19 protein-coding genes are annotated in these 22,530 nt (G+C 70.3%); 8 read left to right on the forward strand and 11 right to left on the reverse strand.

Features of this window, described 5'->3' with window-relative positions; genetic code table 11:
* Positions 1 to 43 precede the first annotated feature (43 nt).
* The 4 genes from qcrB to ctaE form a co-directional block, all read right to left on the reverse strand.
* Positions 44 to 1,744, reverse strand: a complete 1,701-nt coding sequence (gene qcrB, locus ASG53_RS09705; RefSeq protein WP_056132103.1) for a cytochrome bc1 complex cytochrome b subunit — start codon at positions 1,742 to 1,744, stop codon at positions 44 to 46.
* Entirely contained in the window at positions 1,741 to 2,772 is a 1,032-nt protein-coding gene (gene qcrA, locus ASG53_RS09710) for a cytochrome bc1 complex Rieske iron-sulfur subunit (RefSeq protein WP_056132106.1), read from the reverse strand. The genes qcrB and qcrA overlap by 4 nt, the downstream gene beginning before the upstream one ends.
* On the reverse strand, positions 2,769 to 3,548 hold the full coding sequence (gene qcrC / locus ASG53_RS09715) for a cytochrome bc1 complex diheme cytochrome c subunit (RefSeq protein ID WP_056132109.1): 780 nt from the start codon (positions 3,546 to 3,548) through the stop codon (positions 2,769 to 2,771). Before qcrC ends, qcrA begins: the two co-directional genes overlap by 4 nt.
* Before the next feature lie 103 nt (positions 3,549 to 3,651).
* The gene (gene ctaE / locus ASG53_RS09720; RefSeq protein ID WP_056132113.1) at positions 3,652 to 4,293 is read right to left on the reverse strand and encodes an aa3-type cytochrome oxidase subunit III; all 642 of its coding nucleotides are present in this window, start codon (positions 4,291 to 4,293) and stop codon (positions 3,652 to 3,654) included.
* Positions 4,294 to 4,543: 250 nt separating this feature from the next.
* Here ctaE and ASG53_RS09725 point away from each other — a divergent pair, with 250 nt between their 5' ends.
* Positions 4,544 to 4,960 (forward strand): response regulator transcription factor, encoded by a 417-nt coding sequence (locus ASG53_RS09725; protein ID WP_056132122.1) that lies wholly within the window; start codon positions 4,544 to 4,546, stop codon positions 4,958 to 4,960.
* Positions 4,961 to 5,001: 41 nt separating this feature from the next.
* The gene (gene trpD, locus ASG53_RS09730; RefSeq protein ID WP_056134020.1) at positions 5,002 to 6,057 is read left to right on the forward strand and encodes an anthranilate phosphoribosyltransferase; all 1,056 of its coding nucleotides are present in this window, start codon (positions 5,002 to 5,004) and stop codon (positions 6,055 to 6,057) included.
* An 18-nt stretch (positions 6,058 to 6,075) separates the two neighbouring features.
* Here trpD and ASG53_RS09735 read toward each other — a convergent pair whose 3' ends face one another.
* The 3 genes from ASG53_RS09735 to ASG53_RS09745 all read right to left on the reverse strand — a co-directional run bounded on the left by ASG53_RS09735 (position 6,076) and on the right by ASG53_RS09745 (position 10,150).
* Positions 6,076 to 6,357: an Lrp/AsnC family transcriptional regulator gene (locus tag ASG53_RS09735; RefSeq protein WP_012866578.1), complete on the reverse strand. Its 282-nt coding sequence runs from the start codon at positions 6,355 to 6,357 to the stop codon at positions 6,076 to 6,078.
* 55 nt (positions 6,358 to 6,412) lie between these two features.
* Positions 6,413 to 8,263, reverse strand: coding sequence for a DEDD exonuclease domain-containing protein (locus ASG53_RS09740; RefSeq protein WP_056132126.1), 1,851 nt, complete (start codon positions 8,261 to 8,263; stop codon positions 6,413 to 6,415).
* 69 nt (positions 8,264 to 8,332) lie between these two features.
* Positions 8,333 to 10,150, reverse strand: a complete 1,818-nt coding sequence (locus ASG53_RS09745; protein ID WP_056132130.1) for an AMP-dependent synthetase/ligase — start codon at positions 10,148 to 10,150, stop codon at positions 8,333 to 8,335.
* A 138-nt stretch (positions 10,151 to 10,288) separates the two neighbouring features.
* Here ASG53_RS09745 and ASG53_RS09750 point away from each other — a divergent pair, with 138 nt between their 5' ends.
* Positions 10,289 to 11,233 (forward strand): ROK family glucokinase, encoded by a 945-nt coding sequence (locus tag ASG53_RS09750; protein ID WP_056132133.1) that lies wholly within the window; start codon positions 10,289 to 10,291, stop codon positions 11,231 to 11,233.
* Between the two features lie 222 nt (positions 11,234 to 11,455).
* Here ASG53_RS09750 and ASG53_RS09755 read toward each other — a convergent pair whose 3' ends face one another.
* Positions 11,456 to 12,109 carry a hypothetical protein gene (locus ASG53_RS09755; RefSeq protein WP_056132136.1) on the reverse strand — a complete coding sequence of 218 codons (654 nt, stop codon included), beginning with the start codon at positions 12,107 to 12,109 and terminating at the stop codon, positions 11,456 to 11,458.
* A gap of 74 nt (positions 12,110 to 12,183) precedes the next feature.
* Between ASG53_RS09755 and ASG53_RS09760 the strand changes: the two genes are divergently transcribed.
* The 3 genes from ASG53_RS09760 to ASG53_RS09770 all read left to right on the forward strand — a co-directional run bounded on the left by ASG53_RS09760 (position 12,184) and on the right by ASG53_RS09770 (position 15,618).
* The gene (locus tag ASG53_RS09760) at positions 12,184 to 12,963 is read left to right on the forward strand and encodes a lysophospholipid acyltransferase family protein (RefSeq protein ID WP_056134023.1); all 780 of its coding nucleotides are present in this window, start codon (positions 12,184 to 12,186) and stop codon (positions 12,961 to 12,963) included.
* Between the two features lie 82 nt (positions 12,964 to 13,045).
* Positions 13,046 to 14,269 carry a pyrophosphate--fructose-6-phosphate 1-phosphotransferase gene (locus ASG53_RS09765; RefSeq protein WP_056132138.1) on the forward strand — a complete coding sequence of 408 codons (1,224 nt, stop codon included), beginning with the start codon at positions 13,046 to 13,048 and terminating at the stop codon, positions 14,267 to 14,269.
* Positions 14,266 to 15,618 carry a class II 3-deoxy-7-phosphoheptulonate synthase gene (locus tag ASG53_RS09770; protein WP_056132141.1) on the forward strand — a complete coding sequence of 451 codons (1,353 nt, stop codon included), beginning with the start codon at positions 14,266 to 14,268 and terminating at the stop codon, positions 15,616 to 15,618. The genes ASG53_RS09765 and ASG53_RS09770 overlap by 4 nt, the downstream gene beginning before the upstream one ends.
* Positions 15,619 to 15,805: 187 nt before the next feature.
* On the opposite strand, the gene pknB is transcribed toward ASG53_RS09770, so the two are convergent.
* Positions 15,806 to 17,929, reverse strand: a complete 2,124-nt coding sequence (gene pknB, locus ASG53_RS09775; protein ID WP_056132144.1) for a Stk1 family PASTA domain-containing Ser/Thr kinase — start codon at positions 17,927 to 17,929, stop codon at positions 15,806 to 15,808.
* Positions 17,930 to 18,038: 109 nt separating this feature from the next.
* On the reverse strand, positions 18,039 to 19,274 hold the full coding sequence (locus ASG53_RS09780; protein WP_056132146.1) for a LysM peptidoglycan-binding domain-containing protein: 1,236 nt from the start codon (positions 19,272 to 19,274) through the stop codon (positions 18,039 to 18,041).
* Positions 19,275 to 19,490: 216 nt separating this feature from the next.
* Here ASG53_RS09780 and ASG53_RS09785 point away from each other — a divergent pair, with 216 nt between their 5' ends.
* Positions 19,491 to 19,967 carry an Rv2175c family DNA-binding protein gene (locus ASG53_RS09785; protein WP_056134026.1) on the forward strand — a complete coding sequence of 159 codons (477 nt, stop codon included), beginning with the start codon at positions 19,491 to 19,493 and terminating at the stop codon, positions 19,965 to 19,967.
* Positions 19,968 to 20,099: 132 nt separating this feature from the next.
* On the opposite strand, the gene ASG53_RS09790 is transcribed toward ASG53_RS09785, so the two are convergent.
* On the reverse strand, positions 20,100 to 21,209 hold the full coding sequence (locus tag ASG53_RS09790; protein ID WP_056132149.1) for a polyprenyl synthetase family protein: 1,110 nt from the start codon (positions 21,207 to 21,209) through the stop codon (positions 20,100 to 20,102).
* 164 nt (positions 21,210 to 21,373) lie between these two features.
* Between ASG53_RS09790 and ASG53_RS09795 the strand changes: the two genes are divergently transcribed.
* Positions 21,374 to 22,495, forward strand: coding sequence for a DUF4192 domain-containing protein (locus tag ASG53_RS09795; RefSeq protein ID WP_056132154.1), 1,122 nt, complete (start codon positions 21,374 to 21,376; stop codon positions 22,493 to 22,495).
* The last annotated feature ends 35 nt before the right edge of the window (positions 22,496 to 22,530 follow it).

Below are 22,530 nucleotides of genomic sequence, written 5' to 3' on the forward strand. Positions count from 1 at the left end.
AGGGATTTCAGTTCGCGGGCCATCCACCTACTGTGCCGTACCTTCAGTGCTTGTGCTCGTCCGTGACCACTCCGTGACCAGTGGCGTCCCTCACGGGGTCCAGCTGGGCAGCCGAGTCGCTCGAGTCGAGCTGGTCGTGCTCACCGTGCGAGTGCGCCGCGGCCAGCTCGGCCGGGGTGACGGGCTCGACCCGGTCCTCGAAGAAGAAGCCAGAGAGCTTCTGCAGCTGACGGTCGAAGGCGTAGCCCTTGCGACGCACACCACGAGCGTCCTCACGGGGAGCGATCTCGAGGGGGCGGTTGGCCTCGTAGCCGACGCGCAGCCACCGCTCCTGCTCGTCGAGGGGCTTGTGCACCTCGATGTACTCACCGTTCGCGAAGCGGACGATGCGTCCGGTCTCGTGACCGTGGAGCACGAGCTCACGGTCCTTGCGCTGGAGACCGAGGCAGATGCGCTTCGTGATCCAGAACGCCGCGACAGGTGCGAGGAAGAACGCGAAGCGGAACACCCAGGTGATCGAGTTGATCGACAGGTGGAAGTGCGTCGCGATGAGGTCGTTCGACCCGGCGAGCGCCAGGATGATGAACGCCGTGAGGAAGGCGACGCCCAGACCGGTGCGGACCGGGACGTTGCGCGGGCGGTCGAGCACGTGGTGCTCGCGCTTGTCCTTGGTGACGGCCGCCTCGACGAAGGGGTACACCGCGAGGAAGGTGAACAGCAGACCGGGGATGACCACCGCGGGGATGAGGACGTTGAGCGACAGCGTCCAGCCGGCGATGACGAACTCGGGCTGGCCCGGCATGAGTCGCAGCGAACCCTCGAGGAAGAGCATGTACCAGTCGGGCTGAGCACCGGCGCCGACGGGGGAGGGGTCGTACGGTCCGTAGTTCCAGACGTTGTTGATCGCCATGGTGGCACCCATGAGGGCGATGACGCCGAAGACGATGAAGAAGAAGCCACCGGCCTTGGCCACGTAGACGGGGAACAGCGGGAAGCCGACCACGTTGTTGTTCGTGCGGCCGCCACCGGGGTACTGCGTGTGCTTGTGCAGCACGACGAACAGCAGGTGGAGACCGATCAGCGCGAGGATCAGCGCCGGCACCACGAGGATGTGCAGCGTGAAGAGCCTCGGGATGATGTCCTCGCCAGGGAACTCGCCGCCGAAGATGAAGTACGACAGGTAGGACCCGATGACCGGGATCGACTTGACGACACCGTCGGTGATGCGCAGACCGTTGCCGGAGAGCACGTCGTCGGGGAGCGAGTAGCCGGTGAAGCCGGCGAGCAGACCGAGGATCATCAGCACGAAGCCGACCATCCAGTTGAGCTCACGCGGCTTGCGGAAGGCGCCCGTGAAGAACACGCGCATCATGTGCGTGACGATCGACGCCATGAAGAGCAGCGCAGCCCAGTGGTGGATCTGGCGCATCAGCAGACCGCCGCGGACCTCGAAGGACAGCTTGAGCGTCGAGGCGAAGGCCTCGGACATCAGCTGGCCGCTCATCGAGGACAACGGACCGTGGTACTCGACGAGGCCCATCGAGGGCACGAAGAACATCGTCAGGAAGACACCCGAGATGAGCAGCACCACGAAGGAGTAGAGGGCGACCTCGCCCAGGAGGAAGGACCAGTGGTCGGGGAACACCTTGCGGGCGAACCCCTTGACCGCGTGCGAGATGCCCGTGCGCTGGTCGAGGTAGTCGGCGGTCGCAGCCACCGGCTTCGGTGCTTGGGTTGTTGTCATTTCAGGCGTCCCCAGTAGCTCGGGCCCACAGGCTCGTCGAAGTCGTCCTGTGCGATGAGGTAGCCCTCGTCGTCGACGGCGATGGGCAGCTGGGGCAGCGGGCGCTTCGCAGGACCGAAGACAACCTTTGCACCGTCGGCGACATCGAAGGTCGACTGGTGGCACGGGCACAGGAGGTGGTGTGTCTGCTGCTCGTAGAGCGCGACGGGGCAGCCGACGTGGGTGCAGATCTTCGAGTACGCGACGATGCCCTCGTGGGACCACGTCTTGCGCTCTTCGGACTCTTTCAGGTCTGCAGGGTCGAGACGGACCAGGAGCACGACCGCTTTGGCCTTCTCCGTGATCCACTCGTGCGATCGACGCTCTTCCTCGGGCACGTCAGGGATGACGTGGACGACAGAGCCGATGGTGACGTCAGCGGCCTTGATGAGACGGCCGTTGGGGTCGATGGCGAGGCGGGTGCCGCGCTTCCAGATGGTGTGCTTGAACTTGCTGATGTCCCAGTCCCCGCCGACCGAGCTGACGAGCGGCACGGCGATGGTGAGCGGGAAGAGTGCGAGCGCGGTGACCACTGCGCCCTTGAGCACCGGGCGGCGGGCGATGCCGGAGTCTTCGGCGCCAGCCTTGAGCTCGGCGATCGCGGCCTCGCGGACGTCGTCAGAGCCACGCTGCGGGTGGCGCTCGTCGACGTGCTCGTGGTCGGACATGAGGGTCTTGGCCCAGTGCACGGCGGCGAGGCCGATGCCCATGAGCGCGAAGAAGAGCCCGAGACCCACGGCGAGGTTCGCGTTGCGGGTGCTCTCGGTCGTGCCCTCGAGGCGGAACACGAAGAAGGCGACGATCATGCCGATGGTGCCCAGGATCGAGATCGCGAACAGCACCACTGTCTGGCGCTCGGCGCGCTTGGCGGCCTTCGGGTCCTTGTCGGCCATGCGGAGCTTGTGCTCCGGGACGCCCGGGTCCGGGAAGGTCTCGAGCTGCTGCCCACCGGTCGAGGTGGTGAGCTCCGACGAGTTGTGCTCGGTCATGAGGACTTCGCTCCGATCCACACTGCGCACCCGATGAGGGCTCCGATGCCGACGATCCACACCCACAGGCCCTCGCTGACAGGCCCGAGGTTGCCGAGGTCTGCGCCGCCGGCGGATCCCTCGCGCTGCTCGACGAGGTACGCGATGACGTCGCGCTTCTCCTCGGGGGTGATGGTCGCGTCGTTGAAGACGGGCATCGACTGCGGGCCGGTGAGCATGGCCTCGTAGATGTGCGTCGGGGTGGTCCCCGTGAGGGCGGGTGCGTACTTGCCCTCGGAGAGTGCTCCACCGGCGCCGACGGCGTTGTGGCACATGGCGCAGTTGGTGCGGAAGATCGCCGAGCCGTTCGACGCGTCGCCGAGCTCAGGGTTGACCTGCTCCTCGGTCGGCGTGGCGGGGCCGGGGCCCAGCGAGGCGACGTAGGCGGCGAGCTGGTTGGTCTGCTCGGCGTCGAACTGGGCCGGCTTGGCCGGAGCCTGCGGGCTGTTCATCTGCATCGGCATACGGCCGGTGCCCACCTGGAAGTTCACCGAGGCTGCACCCACACCGATGAGCGAGGGGACCTCGTCACGGCCTTCGGCGTTGATGCCGTGGCACGTGGCGCAGTTCGCCTGGAAGAGTTTTTCACCGGCTTCGATGTCAGTGGTCGCAGCAGTGTCGGCGCTGGCCGACGTGGGCGACAGGACGGCGTACAGGCCGCCGGTCACCAGCAGCGCCAGCAGCATCAGCACGACCGGCGTGAGCCGGTGGTGTCGGCGGGCGGCGAGTGCCTTCACGGATGGATCCTCGTCTCACAAGATGGGTGTTCGGGGGCTGTGGCCGGCTGGGGAGCCGGACTGGGGTTCTCGGGGTGGAGCAGGTGGTGCGGGGAGGGTGTCGTCACCGGAGGAAGTAGATGACGCCGAAGAGCGCGATCCACACGACGTCGACGAAGTGCCAGTAGTACGACACGACGATCGCCGTGGTGGCCTCGTGGTGACCGAAGTTCTTGGCGGTGAAGGACCGACCGAGCAGGAACAGGAAGGCGATGAGCCCACCGACCACGTGGAGGCCGTGGAAGCCCGTCGCGAGGTAGAAGACCGAGCCGTACGGGCTCGACGAGATCGTCAGACCCGCCTCGACAAGCTCCGAGTACTCGAAGATCTGACCGGCCACGAAGAACGAGCCCATGAGGTAGGTGAGCGTCATCCACTCGTTCATGCCCCACCGGTTCACGGCGAAGATCGAGCCGGAGCGGCGCGGCTGCATCCGCTCTGCGGCCCACACGCCCATCTGGCAGGTCACCGATGACAGGACCAGGACGGAGGTGTTGATCGCGGCGAAGGTGAGGTTGAGGTGGGAGGTACCCTCCGCCCACTCCTCAGGAGAGATCGTCGCCCGGATGGTGAAGTACATCGCGAAGAGGCCCGCGAAGAACATGAGTTCGCTCGCGAGCCAGACGATGGTTCCGACCGACACGGGGTTCGGACGGTTCACGCTGACGTGGGTGTGGGTGCTGGGGGCAGCCGTTGCAGTCGACACCCCATCATTATGGCTGACGAACGGGGGATGGTGGGCCCTAGGACCCACCGATTCAGGCCGCTGAATCTCACAATGCTGCAACGGCGGGCGGTTCTGTGGCCATCTCGTGACGGAGCGTTCACAACTGTCACCAAAACGGGGCCGCACGGCGGGTCGGATCCGTGCCAAGATGCTCAGGAGACCCACATCCTGGCCGCGCGACAGCTCGTCGGCAGGGGTGCCGACCAGCGACAGCGAGGACCTAGGACTCATGGCGACCGTAGCTCCCGTACGCACGATCCTGCTCTACTCGGACGACTCCTCGGTGCGTGAGACCGTCCGCGGCGCCGTCGGGTCGGTCGCCGACTCAGCCGGCACCGTGATCGAGTGGCTCGACGTCGCCACGCACGCCGAGGTCGTCCGACGCGCAGACCTCGGGGGGATCGACCTGATGATCCTCGACGGGGAGGCCGACAAGGCCGGTGGCATGGGTGTGTGCCGTCAGCTCAAGAACGAGATCTTCGAGTGCCCGCCGGTCCTGCTGCTCACAGGCCGCCCCCAGGATGCCTGGCTCGCGTCCTGGTCGCTCGCCGACGTCGCTGTGCCCAGGCCCATCGACCCGATCGAGCTCCAGCGTGCGGTCCGTCGCGTGCTGGCCGGCGAGGTCGTCGCCGGTGCGGCCCTGTGACCGCGGCACCCGCGTCGCGCCCGACCTCCGCTCCCCGCACGCTGGCGTCGTCCGACGTCCCGTCGTCGTGGCCCGACCTCACCTCGGTGCTCGTCGCGGGCCAGGACCTCTCCGCGCGCCAGACCGCGTGGGCCATGGACTCGGTGATGTCTGGCGCTGCGACCCCGGTCCAGCTGGCTGGCTTCCTCGTCGCGCTCCGCTCCAAGGGTGAGACCGTCGCGGAGCTCACGGGGCTCGCGGACGCCATGCTCGACCACTCGGTGCCGTGCCGTGTCGACGGCCCCACCCTCGACATCGTCGGGACCGGCGGCGACCGCGCCCACACCGTGAACATCTCGACCATGTCGGCGATCGTCCTGGCCGGGACCGGGATCACCGTGGTCAAGCACGGCAACCGCGCGTCGTCGTCGTCCTCAGGGTCGGCCGATGTCCTCGAGGCCCTCGGCATCCGGCTCGACCAGCCCGCACGGCGCGTCGCGGAGATCGCCTCCGAGGTCGGCATCACGTTCTGCTTCGCCCAGGTGTTCCACCCGTCGATGAAGCACGCTGCCGCAGCCCGCCGTGACCTCGGGATCCCGACGGCGTTCAACTTCCTCGGTCCGTTGACCAACCCGTCGCAGCCGCGTGCCACGGCCGTCGGGGTCGCCGACGCGCGGATGGCGCCCATCGTCGCCGGCGTCTTCGGCAGCCGGGGGACGCAGGCTCTCGTCTTCCGCGGCCAGGACGGCCTCGACGAGCTCGCCGCGACCTCGCTCGCGGACGTGTGGGAGGTGCGCGACGGGGTCGTGACCACCTCGACGCTCGACGCTGTCGGAGACCTCGGGCTCACCCCGATCTCGGTCGAGGACCTCCGGGGGGCCGACGCCGCCTACAACGCCGGTGTCGCCCAGGCGCTGCTCGACGGCTCGACGGGCCCCGTGCGCGAGACCGTCCTGCTCAACGCCGCAGCGGCGCTCGTCGCGGACGGCAGCCTCGAGGGGACCTCGGAGGGCACGCTCGTCGAGCGGCTCACCGCCGGGATGCGGCACGCGGCCGAGTCGATCGACTCGGGCAGCGCCCGCGGAGTCCTCGACCGCTGGGCTGCCGCCGCGGCCTGAGCCGGGTGCGGCGAGGAGTCAGTCTTCGAGACCCAGGGCGAAGGCCGCGTCGAGGTCGCTGCTCGAGAACTCGCGGAAGGCGAGATAGGTCCGCGTGCGCCGCACGCCAGGGACCTTGCTGATCCTGTCGGCGATGACGTCGGCGAACTGGTTGTGGTCCTGCACGTGGACCATCGCGATGAGGTCGACCTCGCCGGTGACCGAGTAGACGGCCGAGACGCCCTCGACCTCGGCGATCTTCGTCGCGGCCTCGGGGATGAGGGCCTGGTCGGTGTCGATCATGACGATGGCTGTGGGCACGATCTGTCTCCTCGGAGCCGGCGGGTCGGGCTGTGCTCGTCTCAGTATGCCGCGCTCAGCCCGCGGCCGAGACGACCTCGGCCGTCGACCTGCCGACGACGTACTTCTCGGCTCCCGAGACAGGGCAGGTGAGTGGCAGGTCGGTCTCGACGAGCCGCACGCCGGGGGACCGCAACCAGGCGACGACGAGGTCGGTCTCCTCGGGGTGGCACGCAGGACCTGCCGAGGTCGGGGGGACGACGTGCTCGGCGACGGCGACGGCGGCCGCGACGGCCGCGAGCGGGTCGTGGCCGTGCGTGCAGACCGCCGTCGTCGCGAGCCGCCCGTACCGCACGACGACGATCTCCCAGCCGGCGGACTCGGTCGGTCGGGCGGCGACGATCTGCGGGCTGGCCACGACGGGAGCGAGCCGCTGGGCGCGCGAGGCGCCGGCGAGGAAGGCCTCGAGCCTGTCGCGGTCGGTCCCGGCGTCCTCGAAGCGCTGCTGCTCGACGTGCTCGGCGATGCGCCGGGCGAGCGCTGTCACGACGGGGCTCGGGTCGTGCGCCATCGACCGGGCCAGCCCGGCCACGACGTCGGCGTAGTCGTCGGCCGGAGCCGTCGCGGGACGGGCCTCGGGGCGGACGCACGGGGCCGAGCAGCGGCCCATCTCGGCGAGGACGCAGGCTGAGGCTGAGGCGGAGGGCACAGCGGGGAGCTTCTTGGTGCACTGGCGCACCTGGTGCGCCGACTGGAGGGCCTCGACTGCCTCGGTCGCCCTGGACCTCGAGACGAAGGGCCCGACGACAGCCTCCCCGGGGCCGGCGGCGCCGTCGCGCACGACGGTGAGCCGCGGGTACGCCTCCGCGGACAACCGCACCCAGTGCATGCGCTCCGGGTGCTTGGACCGCCGGTTGTACCGCGGCGCGTGCTCGGTGATGAGCCTGAGCTCGCGCACCCGGGCTTCGAGGTCTGTCGCGCACGGCACGGCGCGCACGCTCACGGCCAGCCGGATCATCTCGGTCATGCGGCTGCGCTTCTCGGCGGCCGTGAAATAGCTGCGCACCCGGGTGCGCACGTTCTTCGACGTCCCGACGTAGAGCACCTCGTCGGCCGGCCCGACGAACATGTAGACCCCCGGACCGCTCGGCATGTCGTCGGCGAGGTGCCGGCGCTTGCGGATGTCGTCCGGGACGGGGTCTGTGGCCGTGGCGAGGTCTTCGAGGTGCGTGATGCCCAGGGGCGCCATCCGGTCGAAGAGCGCGTGCATCACGTCGACCGTCGCCCGGGCGTCCGAGAGCGCCCGGTGGTCCGGGGTGACTGTCGCCCGGAAGAGGGCCGCGAGCGTGCCGAGCTTGTGGTTCGGGGCCTCGTCGCGGGTCACTACCCGTCGGGCGAGCGGCACGGTGTCGAGCACCTGGTTGCCGGGCCATGCGAGGTCCATGCGACGTGCGGCCGCCTTGAGGAAGGAGATGTCGAAGGGGGCGTTGTGGGCGACCAGCACGGCCCCGCGGGCGAACTCGAGGAAGGACGGCAGCACCAGCTCGATGCCGGGTGCGCTCGCGACCATGAGGGTCGTGATGCCTGTCAGCCGGGCGATGAAGGCCGGCACGGGCACACCTGGGTTGACCAGAGACTGGAACTCGCCGATCACCTCGCCGCCCCGGACCTTGACCGCACCGATCTCGGTGATCCCCGAGTCCTTCGACGAACCGCCGGTGGTCTCGAGGTCGACGACGACGAAGGTCACGTCGCTCAGAGGTGTGCCGAGCTCGTCGAGCCCGAGCTGCACGGGGGTGCCGGACATGTCGACGGGTCCCGGGGAGCGCAGCGTCCCGCTGACGGTCCGCAGGGAACCCGGCAGCCGCTTCCCGGCGTCCCGGGGGCCAGGGGCTGGGCGGAGGTCGTTCGAGCGCTGCGCGTGCATGCCGGCGAGACTACGGGCACCCACCGACAGAGCTGCCGGCAGGTGCCCGGGAGGCGTCAGCGAACTGGGCTAGCCGTGCTGCTCGGAGCCGTCCGCGTAGAGCGCCTCGACGGCGTCGTCGAAGTCGACGAGGACCAGGGAGCGCTTCACCTTGAGCGAGGGGGTGAGGTATCCGTTGGCCACCGTGAAGTCCGAGGGGAGCAGCGTGAACTTGCGGATCGACTCCGCTCGGGAGACGGCCCGGTTGGCGCGCTGCACGCCGGCGTCGATCGAGGTGAGCACGTCGGTGTCGACGAGAGCCTCCTCGAGGGACATCGCGGGCTTGCCGTGGGAGCTGAGCCAGCCTGGGAGGCTCTCCACGTCGAGGGTCACCAGGGCCGCGATGAACGGCTTGGCGTCACCCACCACGACGACCTGGCTGACCAGCGGGTGCGAGCGCAGACGGTCTTCGAGGACTGCGGGCGCGACGTTCTTGCCGCCCGCGGTCACGATGATCTCCTTCTTGCGGCCGGTGATGCGCAGGTAGCCCTGCTCGTCGAGGGAGCCGATGTCCCCCGTGCGGAACCAGCCGTCGGCTGTGAAGGCCTCGGCCGTGGCCTCAGGGTTGCCGTGGTACCCGCGGAACACGTGCGGCCCCTTGAGCAAGATCTCGCCGTCGGCCTCGAGCCTCACGCCGTGCCCGGGCAGGGGAGGACCGACGGTCCCGATCTTGCTCAGGCCCGGCAGGTTCACGCTCGTGGGGGCGGTGGTCTCGGTGAGCCCGTAGCCCTCGAGGACGACGAGCCCGACCCCGCGATAGAAGTGCCCGAGGCGCTCCCCGAGCGCGGCGCCGCCCGAGACAGCGTGCTTGACGTGCCCGCCGAGGGCTGTGCGCAGCTTGCCGAGGACGAGCACGTCGGCGAGCCTGTGCCGAGCCCGCAGCGCCAGCCCGGGCCCGCCCTCCTCGTCGAGCGCGCGGGAGTAGGCGATCGCCGTCGAGGCCGCCCACCGGAAGATCTTGACCTTGCCGCCCGCCGCAGCCTTCTGCTCGGAGGAGTTGTAGACCTTCTCGAAGACCCTCGGGACCGAGAGGATGTACGAGGGCTGGAAGCCGGCGAGGTCCTCGAGCAGCGTCGCGGTGTCGGGGGTGTGGCCGAGCACCGATCCTGCCGGGACGACGAGCACGTGGATGAACCGTGCGAAGACGTGCGCGAGCGGCATGAACAGCAGCGTGCGGCGGCGTCCGTGGTGCAGGACCTCGCGCAGGCCCTCTGAGGCGTTGACCGTGAGCACGTAGAAGTTGCCGTGCGTGAGCTCGGCGCCCTTGGGGCGGCCCGTCGTGCCCGAGGTGTAGATGATCGTCGCGACGTCCTCGAGGCCTGCGAGGCTGCGACGACGGAGGATCTCCTCGTCCGGGACGCTCGCCCCGGCCGCCACGAGCTCGTCGATCGCACCGTCGTCGATGGTGTGGACAGACCGCAGCCCCGGGGCACCCGTCCGCGCGGCCTCGACGGTGCTCGCGTGCTCGGAGGTCTCGACGACGAGCAGCCTGACGTCGGCGTCCGACAAGATCCACTCGACCTGGTCGGCGCTCGACGTCTCGTACAACGGCACGGTCACGGCTCCGGCGCGCCAGATGGCCCAGTCGAGCAGCGACCACTCGTAGCGGGTGCGCGACATGATGCCGACGTGGTCGCCAGGGGCGACCCCTAGGGCCACGAGGCCCTTCGCGACAGCGACGACCTGCGAGTCGAACTCGCGGGCTGAGACCGACGTCCACGACCCGCTCTCCTCCTTGCGTTCCATCAACGGTTCGTCACCCGACACCTCGACCCTGCTGGCCAGCAGATCGTTGAGGTTCTTGCCCGGATCGACGGTGATGAGGGCGGGGGTGTGGAACTCGTCCATGCTGACTCCAGTGGCAGTGGTCGACGGGGGTCCGAGACTAGCCGGTCATCGAGTGTGCGGCGACACCTCAGACCTGAGTACGCTGCTGTGCGGGTCGCACAGGGATGCGTCACACGTCGAGTGAGTGAGGAATTGTTCATGCACGCCATCGGGGTCGACATCGGCGGGACGAAGATCGCGGCTGGGGTGGTGGACGAGAAGGGTCAGATCCTCGCTCAGACCCGGGTGAGCACAGAGCCTGACGACGCGTCGAGCATCGACCGGGCCATCGCCGAGGTGTACCGCGAGCTGTCCAAGGACTACGAGATCGGCGCTGTCGGCCTCGCCGCCGCCGGCTTCGTCAGCTCGGACCGGACCTCGGTGAACTTCGCCCCCAACATCGCGTGGCGCGACTACCCGATCGCCGCGCGCGTCGGAGACCTCATCGGCACCGACGTGCCGATCGTCGTCGAGAACGACGCGAACGCGGCCGGCTGGGCCGAGTTCCGCTTCGGGGTCGGCCGCGACGCGAGCGACATGCTCATGCTCACCGTGGGCACAGGGCTCGGCGGCGCGATCATCGTCGGCAACCAGCTCGTCCGCGGACGCTGGGGCGTCGCCGCCGAGGTCGGCCACATGCGCGTCGTGCCGAGCGGTCACTACTGCGGCTGCGGCCACGAGGGCTGCTGGGAGCAGTACGCCTCCGGTTCCGCCCTCGTCCGTGACGCCCGTGCTGCGGCCGTCGCCCGCCCGCGCGAGGCGGCGCACCTGCTCGACCTCGTCGACGGCAAGGCCGACGACATCAACGGCCCGCTCGTCACGATGGCCGCACAGTCAGGCGACCCGCTCTCGATCGAGCTGCTCGCCGAGCTCGGACGCTGGATCGGCGAGGGGGCCGCGTCGGTCGCCGCACTCCTGGACCCCGAGCTGATCGTCATCGGAGGAGGGGTCGGCGCAGCCGGCGACCTGCTGGTCAAGCCGGCGCGCGAGGCCTACGGCCAGGCGCTCCCGGCCCGTGGGCACCGCCCCGAGGCGCGCATCGACCTCGCAGCGCTGGGCAACGAGGCCGGCATCGTCGGCGCGGCGGACCTCGCCCGCAGCTGACCGGACCTGGTGGCCCTCCGGGGGCAGCCCAGACGCAGCAGGAGCCCCTCACCCGTGCCGGGTGAGGGGCTCCTGCTGCGTCTGAGGTCTGGCAGGCGTGGGCGACGGCTGGCCTGCTCCTGGGGCGACGGCGTCCGTCAGACGACGACGCCGACCGGGCGGCCGAGCCCGCCAGACGGTCCTGCTCGTCATATGGCGCTGCCCGTCAGACGGCGCTGCCCGTCAGACGACGGCGCCGCCGTCCCCCGAGTCGTCGTCGCGGTGCGTGGGCATGCGCCACACCAGCAGGGCCGCGCCCGCGAGGAACACGCCGACGAGCGTGACGTAGGCCGAGGTCGGGGCGTCGCGCCACAGGACGATCGCGAGCACGGCCAGGACGGGCGCCGCGACGACGGCGAACCACCCGAGGTTCCTCAGCCTGTCTGCGCTCAGCTCGAAGTCCGGGTCCGGCGGGACGAAGTCACCCTCGGCCTCGCGGGCCGCCTGAGCCTCGTCGCTGACGACCCAGCTCCGGTGCCCCGAGGGGTGCACGCGCGGGGCAGCGGGTCCCTGAGGCTCGGCCTCGTCCGAGGGCTGGTCGACCCAGGGCGCGACCGGGAAGTCGAACCCGCCAGCCTCCGCCGCAGGTGACGCGGTTAGATCACCGGCCCGATCCGTGGAAAGATCGGAGAGTTCTGCGACGATCTCCTCCCAGGCCGCATCGGTCTGGCGCTGGTCCATCGGGCCGCGGTCCCGCGCACTGTAGCCTCGTGGCTGCTCGTGCTCCGGGTCCTGGGTGTCGTCGTCAGCGGGCGCGGCGGTCTCGCCGTCCGGCTGCTCGGGCGGGTCCGGCTGCTCACCCGGCGGGTTCGCGGGGTCATCGGTGGTTCCTGACATGGAGATCACTCTAGAGTCGGATGCGAGTCCCGCAGGGGCGAGGCGCACGAGGAGGCGGGTTGTTCTACTGGCTGATGAAGCGAGTCCTGGTCGGGCCGCTTCTGAGACTCATGTTCCGACCGTGGGTGCGCGGGCTCGAGAACATCCCTGGCGACGGTCCGGCGATCATCGCCAGCAACCACCTCGCCGTGATCGACTCCTTCGTCCTCCCGCTCGTCCTGGACCGCGAGATCGTCTTCATCGGCAAGGCCGAGTACTTCTCCGGGACAGGCCTCAAAGGACGCCTCACCGCAGGCTTCATGCGCGGTGTCGGCACGATCCCCGTGGACCGCTCCGGGGGCAAGGCGAGCGAGGCAGCGCTGCGGACAGGGCTCAACAGGCTCGCCGACGGCGGCCTCTTCGGCATCTACCCTGAGGGCACCCGCAGCCCCGACGGCCGCCTCTACCGCGGCAAGACCGGCGTCGCCCGCCTCGCGCTCGAGTCCGGCGCCCCGGTCATCCCCGTCGCGATGATCGGCACCGACAAGGCCCAGCCGATCGGCAAGCGCCTCCCGAAGCCCATGCGGATCGGGATCGTCATCGGCGAGCCCCTCGACTTCTCCCGCTACGCGGGGATGGAGAACGACCGCTTCATCCTGCGCTCGGTGACCGACGAGATCCTCTACTCGCTCATGAGCATCTCGGGCCAGGAGTACGTCGACATCTACGCCGCGACGCAGAAGGCGCGCCTCGCTGCCGGCGTCAAGGCCACCCAGGCGGGCACGGCTGCGCCGAGCGCGCCGGGCGGACGCCGAGCACCTGACGTCCAGGTGCCGGAACCGCCCCAGGAGACCCCCGGGCCGTCGGTAGACTGACGCCCGGTCTTACGTACGATTCCAGCGCCCGACCAGCACGCACCTGCGCGCTCGCGGCCGGGCACGATGAGAGGTTGTTCCCATGACGGTCCGTCGCGTTGCGCTCCTCACGGCAGGCGGCTTCGCCCCGTGTCTTTCGTCCGCTGTAGGTGGGCTCATCGAGCGCTACACGGAGCTTGCACCCGAGGTCGAGATCATCGCCTACCAGCACGGCTACCACGGCCTGCTGACCGGGAACAAGATCGTCATCGACGCCGAGACCCGCAAGAACGCCGGTGTGCTGCACCGCTTCGGTGGCTCGCCGATCGGCAACAGCCGTGTCAAGCTCACCAACGCCGCAGACTGCGTCAAGCGTGGGCTCGTCCAGGAGGGCGAGAACCCGCTGACCGTCGCAGCCGAGCGCCTCAAGGCCGACGGCGTCGACGTCCTGCACACCATCGGTGGCGACGACACCAACACGACGGCTGCCGACCTCGCCGCGTACCTCGAGGAGAACGGCTACCACCTCACGGTCGTCGGGCTCCCCAAGACGATCGACAACGACGTGGTGCCGATCAAGCAGTCCCTCGGTGCCTGGACCGCTGCCGAAGAGGCCGCGCACTTCGCGGAGAACGTCATCGGCGAGCACCGCTCGGGCCCGCGCATGCTCATCGTGCACGAGGTCATGGGCCGGCACTGCGGCTGGCTCACGGCGGCCTCGGCTGCGGTCTACCGCAAGAACCTCGACACCAAGGAGTGGGTCCCGGGCATCGGCCTCACCAAAGAGCGGTGGGACATCCACGCGGTGTTCCTGCCCGAGCTCGCGCTCGACATCGAGGCTGAGGCGAAGCGTCTGCGCACGGTCATGGACGAGGTCGGCAACGTCAACATCTTCCTCTCTGAGGGTGCGGGCATGAACGAGATCGTCGCCCAGCTCGAGGCCTCGGGCGAGACTGTCGAGCGCGACCCCTTCGGTCACGTCAAGCTCGACACGATCAACCCCGGCGCCTGGTTCGCCAAGCAGTTCGCCGAGCTCCTCGGTGCCGAGAAGACCATGGTCCAGAAGTCGGGCTACTACTCGCGCGCCGCGGCCGCCAACGCCGAGGACCTGCGCCTCATCAAGTCGATGACCGACCTCGCCGTCGACTGCGCCTTCCGCAACGAGTCCGGCGTGATCGGGCACGACGAGGAGGACGGCGACCGTCTCAAGGCGATCGCGTTCCCGCGCATCGCCGGTGGCAAGGCCTTCGACGTGCAGCAGCAGTGGTTCGGCGAGCTGCTCGGCGAGATCGGCCAGGACCTGGTGCCCGCCCCCGCCCACTCATGAGCGTGACTGTCGATCCCGAGATCGCTGCGGGGCTCGACCACTTCCGCACCCTCGTCGCCGGGCAGCAGCCCGTGTGGCCCGACGCCGAGCACCTGCGCTCGGTGAGCGAGCGCCTCGCGGCCGTGCCGCCGCTCGTCGTGCCCGCGCAGCTCGAGACGCTCACCGAGCGTCTCGCGGCTGCCGGGCGCGGCGAGGCGTTCTTGCTCCAGGGCGGGGACTGCGCCGAGACCTTCGCCGAGGCGAACGCCGACCGTGTGCGCAACAAGGTGCGGACCATCCTGCAGATGGCTGTCGTGCTCACGCACGGCGCCAGCATGCCCGTCGTCAAGATGGGACGCATGGCCGGGCAGTACGCCAAGCCGCGCAGCTCGAACGACGAGACCCGCGACGGCGTGACGCTGCCCGCGTACCGCGGCGACATGGTGAACGGCCACGCCTTCACCGAGGGTGCGCGCGTGCCGGACCCCGAGCGCCTGCTGCAGGGCTACACGATCTCGGCGGCGACCCTCAACGTCATCCGTGCCCTGACGACGGGCGGCTTCGCCGACCTGCGTCAGGTGCACGAGTGGAACCGTGGCTTCATGACGAACCCCGCCTACGCGAGGTACGAGCAGACCGCTGCGGAGATCGACCGCGCGATCCGGTTCATGGCGGCGTGCGGGGCCGACTTCGAGGCGCTGCGCACCGTCGAGTTCTTCGTCAGCCACGAGGCGCTCCTGCTCGACTACGAGCGCGCGCTCACGCGGGTGTCGTCGCAGACGGGTCTGCCGTACGACTCGTCCGGGCACTTCCTCTGGATCGGGGAGCGGACGCGCCAGCTCGACGGCGCGCACGTCGACTTCCTCTCGCGGATCTCGAACCCGATCGGTGTCAAGCTCGGTCCGACCACGACCGGTGACGACGCGCTGCGCCTGCAGGAGCGGCTCAACCCCGACGGGGTGCCGGGCCGGCTCACCTTCATCACCCGCATGGGCGCCTCGAAGATTCGCGAGGCGCTGCCGCCGATCGTCGAGAAGGTCACCCGCGAGGGTGGTCCGGTCACCTGGGTGACCGACCCGATGCACGGCAACACCATCACCTCCGACTCGGGCTACAAGACCCGACGGCTGGAGGACGTGCTGGACGAGGTGCGCGGCTTCTTCGAGGTGCACCGCGGTCTCGGATCGGTCCCTGGTGGGCTGCACGTCGAGCTCACGGGTGACGACGTCACCGAGGTTCTCGGCGGCTCCGAGGAGATCGACGACGCAGGTCTCGCGCTGCGGTACGAGACTCTTGTCGACCCGCGCCTGAACCACCAGCAGTCGCTCGAGATGGCCTTCCAGGTCGCGCAGATGCTGCAGGCCCGCTGAGCCGGGACTGTCGCACCAGGGGCACTGCCCGGACGACGAAGGACCTGACCTCTCCCTGAGGTCAGGTCCTTCGTCGTGTGCGAGTCGTCGGTGCTCGGCTGGTGGTCGTCCCCTGCTGCTGAGGCGTCGGGCGGATCGAGCCGATCCTGCGCGGGGCAGGGACTGCGAGGGACAGCGCCTGCGTGGGTCAGAGCTTCAAGGTGATGGTCGATCCCTTGCGCAGCTCGCTGCCGGGTGCGGCGCTCTGCTCGCGCACCTCGTTGCCGAAGAGCCCGAGCCAGTACGCGACGTCGACCTTGAAGCCGGCGGCCTCGAGCTCGGCGCGCGCCTCCGCGACAGGCTTGGTGATGACGCTCGGGACCTCGACGTAGGGCATGCCGAGCGAGACGACGAGGGTGGCCTCGTCCCCGCGGAAGGCCTGCGTGCCCTGCTCGATGCTCTGCGAGATCACCTTGCCCTCGGGGACGGTGTCGCTGTACTCCTCGGTCGTGACGACCGAGATGTCGATCGCGGCGAGCTGTTCGGTCGCCTCTTCGAGCGACAGCGGGACCAGCTGGGGCACGGTGACGGGCTCCGGTCCCTTCGAGACCGTGAGGACGATCGGCTCGTTGTGGGGGAGCGTGGCACCCTCGGCGGCCGACAGGCTGAGGACCGTGCCTGCAGGGACGTCGGTGCTCCACTGCTCCTCGCTGGTCACCTGGGTGAATCCTGTCGCGCGCAAGGACGCCTCGGCGTCGGTGGCGGCGATGTTCGTGAGCCCCGCGGGGACCACGAAGTTCTCGATGCCGAGAGACACTGTCAGCTCGACGGTCCCGTCCTTGGGGATCTGCTCGCCCTCGGCGGGGCGCACGTCGACGACGGTGCCCGCGGGGACCGTGTCGCTGTAGGCCTCGGACGTGTCGGCACCGAGACCGGCGGTCGTCAGCGTCGCCACGGCGTCGTCCGACGGTACGGCCGTCAGACCCGCCGGGACCTCCGTGTAGTGGCCGGGGCCGGCGGTGTACCACCAGTACGTGCCGGCGGCGCCACCCCCTCCGAGCACGAGGACGAGGACGAGGACCCATGCCAGGGCTCGCCTTCGGCGACGCGGCACCGGCGGCTCGTCGGGAGCGTTCTCGTCGGAGATCTGGCCCGAGCCGATGCTCAGGGCGATGGTCGAGCCTGAGCTCGCGTGCGAGAGGCTCTGTGTGAGGTTCTCGGAGGACGACCCGGGGTCGGTGCGGCTCGTCGATGTCGTGGCAGCCCGGGCTGAGGTCGACGGCGAGGAGACCCGGACCACACCGGTCGCGTCGAGCAGGGCCGAGATGTCGGCCGACTCCTCGCCGCGAGCGTCGGTACCTGTCGTCTGACCGCCCGCTGCCTCGGCGTCTCCTGCCGTCACGTCGTCGTCAGGGTCGTCGCTCGCAGGCGAGGGTGCCACCACGGGCTTCTCGCCCTTGCGACCGAGGACGTCGTCAGAGAGCTCGGCCCGGACACGGCGGACGTAGGCGAGGGCCGCGGTCGCGTCGGCGGGGCGGTCCTCCGGGCTCTTCGCGGCGAGCGCGCAGGTGAGCTCGTCGATCTCAGCGGGGAGCCAGGGGAGGGTGTCGGACGGTTCGGGGACCGAGCCGTTGACGTGCTGGAAGGCCACCTGGATCGGCGTCGAGCCCGTGAAGGGCTGCGTCCCGGTGAGCATCTCGTAGAGCATGACGCCGACGGCGTAGACGTCGGTGCGCGTGTCGCACTGTCCTGTCGCGATCAGCTCCGGGCCGAGGTAGGCGACGGTACCGAGGATGGTCCCGGTGGTCGTCGAGGTGACCTCGGTGACGGCACGCGCGAGACCGAAGTCGGCGACCTTGATGCGTCCGTCGGTCGCGAGCAGGATGTTCTCGGGCTTGATGTCCCTGTGCACGAGGTCGTGCCTGTGCGCGGCTGCGAGGGCGTCGAGCACGTGCTCGACGACGTCGAGGGCGTCGGCGACGGTGAACGGGCCCTCGTCCTGGATCCGGTGGCGCAGGTTCGTCCCGTCGATGTACTCCATCGTCAGGTAGCTCGTCTCGCCGTCGACGCCCTGGTCGTAGACGGCGACGAGGCCGGGGTGCGTGAGCCGTGCAGCGGCGCGGGCCTCACGTCGGAAGCGCGAGACGAAGTCGGCACCTGACGCACCGTCGGCGAGGTGCGGGTGCATCACCTTGACCGCGACCTCGCGGTCGAGGCGACGGTCGCTCGCCAGGTAGACGGTCGCCATGCCGCCGCGCGCGATGCGTTCGAGCACCTCGTAGCGCCCGTCGACCAGACGGCCGACGAGTGCATCAGTCACAGTGCTTCCCACGGCGAAGATCCTACGGTGAGGGTCGGGGGAACGCGGGGATGCGCGCACCCTGCGTGCAGGTTCTCCACACACGAACAGGCCCCCTGCGGACTGTTCGTGCGCATCTGGGTCACCTGTACTGGTTCGCCAAGGTCTGGACGTTGGCCACGTACCGACGGGTGTCGTCGAACATGCCGTTGTTCCGGACCGAGGACTGACCCTGGTAGTAGCCGGCGATCGCGGTGTCGGTCGAAGGGCTCGTGGCGAGCAGACGACCCAGGATCGCCACACCGGCTGTGACGTTGTCCTGCGGGTCGAGCAGGTTGAGCTCGCGCCCGACCATCTCGGAGGCCCAGTCGCCCGAGCTCGGGATGACCTGCATGGTGCCGATCGCGTTGGCGGGGGAGACCGCGCGCTGGTCGAAGCCGGACTCCTGGGTCGCGATCGCGAGGGCGAGCGCAGGGTCGACCCCGTGGGCCCGGGCGGTGCTGCGGACCAGGTCCTTCATGTCGCTCTTCGAGGGCACCTGGCTCGCGTTGAGGGTTGCCTTGTTGGTGTTCGCGGCGGACACGACGTCGCGGGAGTACGTGCGTCCCAGGAAGGTGTCGCCGACCAGCTGCTGGGTCGGGGCCGGCGCAGCGGTCGGTGACGACACCGTCGAGACCGTCTGGCCGGCACCGCCACCCGCGCCGGGGATCGTGAGGGTCTGGCCGGCGCGGATGAACCCACGGGCGTCGAGGCCGTTGGCCGAGACGATCGCCGACTGCGTGGTGCCGTAGGCCCGCGCGATACCGGAGACCGTGTCTCCAGCGACGACCGTGTGCGAGGAGCCGCTGGCCGTGGACGTCGTGGAGGTCTGTGCCGGGGCGGACGAGGACTGGCCCGAGGGGATCGTCAGGACCTGGCCGGCGCGGATGAAGGCGCGGGAGTCGAGGCCGTTGGCCGAGACGATCGCCGAGGCGGTCGTGCCGTAGGAGCGGGCGATCCCGGAGACCGTGTCGCCTGTGACGACGGTGTGGGAGCCAGCAGGTGCGGCTGCCGAGGCCTGCGCCGGGGCTGTGGACGCCTGTCCCGACGGGATGGTGAGGGTCTGACCCGCCCGGATCCGCAGCTGGGCGTCGAGGCTGTTGGCGGCGCGGATGGCCTGCGCGCTGGTCCCGGTGTCGCGGGCGATCTGGCTGACGGTGTCGCCCGAGCGGACCTCGTAGCTGTCGTCTGCGGAGGCTGCTGTCGCCGAGGCGGCGATCGACGCTGCGGCGAGGGCGACGCCCGTGGTGCCGTAGCGGAGCGCGTAGCGACCGATGGTGCGCTGGAGGCTCGGTGCGGGGACGTCTGCCGCGAGCGTGGCGCTGCTGCGAGCTGGCATGGGGGGAATCCGATCTGTCGTCCGGTGCCGGAGGCACAGGGTGTGGCATGTCGGTGAGCACTGAGGGTGTGTGACACCTGAGCATGGTGGTGCTCGTGTGACTGATGGTACTGGAGTGATCTTTGTCGCGCTCAGGTGGGATCGTCAAGGCGGGTGGGTCACCCGTGAGACCACCGGAGGACGCACGCGTGCGGGGGATCGCCGTAGGCTGTGCACGTGAACACGACCGAGCACCCTCCTGTCGACCCTGAAGACGCGCCGACCGCGCACGAGCTCGAGACCGCGCGCATCGACGCGCTGGTCGGGGAGTGGCTGAGCCTGCCCGTCGTGGCGGAGAAGCTCGGGACGGCTGTCACGTCGATCCGCAACGCGCTCGGCGACCGCCGCATCGTCGGCATGCGACGCGGCGAGCGGAACGTCTTCGCGATCCCCGCCGCGTTCCTCGTGCCGGCGCACCTCTCCAACCCGGCCGACGTCAAGACGCCTCGCCTCACGGCCGAGGGTTCCGAGAAGATCATCATCCTGCCCTCGCTCAAGGGCACGGTGATCCTCCTCGGGGACCAGGGGCTCAGCGACGAGGAGATCGTCTCGTGGCTCTTCTCCGAGGACGAGATGCTCGGCGAGACGCCGATGGCGGCGCTCCTGGCGGGACGCAAGAGCGCGGTGCGACGCGCCGCACAGTCCTTGGGGTAGGACACCCCCGATCTGGTCCGGCGCGACGCCCGCACGCCGCACGACCGCGGACGCTCGCCGTCCTCGGAGCACCTCGACGCACGAAGACCCGCCGCCTCGTGGAGGCGGCGGGTCTTCGTGCGTGCAGGTGCTTCAGGCGGCGCGCTGGACGGCTGCGAGGGCGAGAGCCGTGAGCGTCTCGGCGGCCGGCCCGTCGAGCCCTGACGTGTCGAGGGCGGAGAGCGCGGAGTCGCGGAGGGTCTCGATCAGCGTCTCGACCTCTTCGGGTGCACCGGTCGCCCGGATGGTCTGCTGCATCTCGTCGACGTCCGCCGCGGTCAGGTCTGGCGCGCCGAGCAGCGACGCGAGCCTGGTCCGCGCGCCCGGGTCGAGCGCACGCATCGCGCGGACCACGAGCAGCGTCCGCTTGCCCTCACGCAGGTCGTCACCAGCAGGCTTGCCCGTGGTCGCCGGGTCGCCGAAGGCGCCGAGCAGGTCGTCGCGGAGCTGGAAGGCCTCACCCAGCGGCAGGCCGACGGCGCTGCAGACCTCCATCTGGCGAGTCGTCGCACCGGCGAGGGCTGCGCCGAGCAGGATCGGGCTCTCGACGCTGTAGCGCGCCGACTTGGACCGCACGACCTCGCGGGCGCGGCGCTCGTCGGCGTCGAAGTCGTCGGTCCACGGCAGCATCTGCGCGTGCATGTCGAGGTACTGCCCGACCGTCACCTCGGTGCGCATCTGGGTGAACAGCCTGCGCGCCGGGTCTGTCTGCGCCGACGGCATCTCGTGGACAGCCCGCAAGAACTCGTCCTCGCTCGCCACGAGGCTGAGGTCACCCAGCAAGATCGCCGAGGAGAGCCCGAACTGGTCGGCGTCGCCGGACCACCCGGAGTCTCGGTGGCGGGCCGCAAAGGTCCGGTGCGCTGTGGGGATGCCGCGGCGGGTGTCCGACCGGTCCATGACGTCGTCGTGGAAGAGCGCGGCGGCCTGGAAGAGCTCGAGAGCGGCACCCACCCCGACGAGCGCTGTCGCCTCGGCCGTGCCGGGGCGACCACCGTGGGCGCGCCAAGACCAGTAGGCGAAGGCGGCTCGCAGACGCTTCCCGCCGACGAGCATCTGGGTCCAGGCGTCGACGAGCGGCTCGGCGTCAGGGCTGATGCGGGCCAGGACGTCCGCCTGCTCGGAGAGGACCGACCGGAGCCGTCCGTCCACCTGCTGTCGGAGGTCTTCGCGGTCGACGAGCGCAGAGGCGTGAGAGGGCATGCGCTGAGCCTAGGCGGCGAGGCCGACGACAGCAGCACCGCGAACCGTGTGTCGCCCGTCGTCACGTGCCAGCAGGTCGTCCACAGGGGCCGTGGGCACCGTCGCGAGCCACAGGCTCGCACGAGGCGGCGGACAGGACGGGGCGCGGACCTCAGGCTCGGGTCATGACCATCACACTCGAAGTCTGCGAGCCGCGTGAGCTGCTCGCCCTCGTCCCCTTCCAGCTCGGTTTCCAGCCCCGCGAGAGCCTCGTCCTGGTGAGCCTGCGTGGCCCCGACGGTCGCGTCGGTCTCGTGGCGCGGGCCGACCTGGACGACGTCTGCGACCCCGTCGCGGGTCCGGCGGTAGCCGCCCGGCTCGTCGACCACCTGCGCTCCGACGGCGCTGCGACCGTCCTGGCAGTCGTCTACGCAGACGACGCCCTGCCAGGTGCGGCGCCCGACGGCTCGCGCCCCTGGGTGGCTGCGGCGACCGTCGCGAGCGCAGCCGAGCCACCTGGCGTCGCGAGCGTCTGGGTGGTGGGGCGGGCCGGGTACCGCCGTCTCGACTGCGCTGACAAGCTCTGCTGCCCCGCGCAGGGGCGAACTCTCGAGGACCTCGAGTCGACGCAGGTGGGGGCGCACATGGTGCTCGCCGGTGCGACAGTGCGGGCGAGCCGGGACCAGCTGGCCGGCCTCGCGCCGGTCCCCGAGGACGACAGGCGACGAGCGCGGGCCGCAGCCGTCGCGTGGAGGAGGGCGCGGTCTGCCGACGGGCTGCGTGGCCCGGCCCACGCCGACTGGCTCGAGCGCAGCCTCGTGGCCTGGCACCGGGCGGTCGAGGGCTCGGCGGTTCCTGCAGAGCTCGGGCAGGTGGCTGCGGCGCTCGACGACGTGGTGCTCCGGGATGCTGTCCTCGTCTCGCTCGTCCCAGGTTCGGGTCGCCTCCCCGAGAAGATCGTCCAGGAGGCCGGGTCACCTCCGCAGGACACCGCGACGAGCGACGCCGTGGGCAGGGCTGTCGCGGCGCTCCTCGACCCTGCCGCCGGCGTGCGACCTGACAGCGAGACCGAGCGGGGGCGCAGTGCGCTCGAGCGGGTGGTCGCGCACCACGACCCCCGCGCTGCGCCCGGCCGCACGCTGCTCGCCCTCGTGGCCTGGTGGCACGGGGACGCCGCGCTCGCCGCAGCCCACCTGGACCAGGTCTGCGGTGAGCAGGACTACAGGCTCGCCAGGCTGCTGCGCACTGCTCTCGACGCCGGGATGCCGCCCGGGTGGGCGGCCGTCCCACGGCCGGCGGGGCGATGACGAGGGCCCTGGGTGCCACGACGCCAGCGGTCGGG

This window comes from Sanguibacter sp. Leaf3, from assembly GCF_001425965.1.
GTDB classification, from domain to species: Bacteria; Actinomycetota; Actinomycetes; order Actinomycetales; family Cellulomonadaceae; genus Sanguibacter; species Sanguibacter inulinus.

Coding starts and splice junctions, on each gene's coding strand:
- qcrB (WP_056132103.1), bottom strand. CDS start 1,744: ATGACAACAACCCAAGCACCGAAGCCGGTGGCTGCGACCGCCGACTAC.
- qcrA (WP_056132106.1), bottom strand. CDS start 2,772: ATGACCGAGCACAACTCGTCGGAGCTCACCACCTCGACCGGTGGGCAG.
- ASG53_RS09725 (WP_056132122.1), top strand. CDS start 4,544: ATGGCGACCGTAGCTCCCGTACGCACGATCCTGCTCTACTCGGACGAC.
- ASG53_RS09740 (WP_056132126.1), bottom strand. CDS start 8,263: ATGCACGCGCAGCGCTCGAACGACCTCCGCCCAGCCCCTGGCCCCCGG.
- ASG53_RS09745 (WP_056132130.1), bottom strand. CDS start 10,150: ATGGACGAGTTCCACACCCCCGCCCTCATCACCGTCGATCCGGGCAAG.
- ASG53_RS09750 (WP_056132133.1), top strand. CDS start 10,289: ATGCACGCCATCGGGGTCGACATCGGCGGGACGAAGATCGCGGCTGGG.
- ASG53_RS09755 (WP_056132136.1), bottom strand. CDS start 12,109: ATGTCAGGAACCACCGATGACCCCGCGAACCCGCCGGGTGAGCAGCCG.
- ASG53_RS09760 (WP_056134023.1), top strand. CDS start 12,184: ATGAAGCGAGTCCTGGTCGGGCCGCTTCTGAGACTCATGTTCCGACCG.
- ASG53_RS09765 (WP_056132138.1), top strand. CDS start 13,046: ATGACGGTCCGTCGCGTTGCGCTCCTCACGGCAGGCGGCTTCGCCCCG.
- ASG53_RS09770 (WP_056132141.1), top strand. CDS start 14,266: ATGAGCGTGACTGTCGATCCCGAGATCGCTGCGGGGCTCGACCACTTC.
- ASG53_RS09780 (WP_056132146.1), bottom strand. CDS start 19,274: ATGCCAGCTCGCAGCAGCGCCACGCTCGCGGCAGACGTCCCCGCACCG.
- ASG53_RS09790 (WP_056132149.1), bottom strand. CDS start 21,209: ATGCCCTCTCACGCCTCTGCGCTCGTCGACCGCGAAGACCTCCGACAG.
- ASG53_RS09795 (WP_056132154.1), top strand. CDS start 21,374: ATGACCATCACACTCGAAGTCTGCGAGCCGCGTGAGCTGCTCGCCCTC.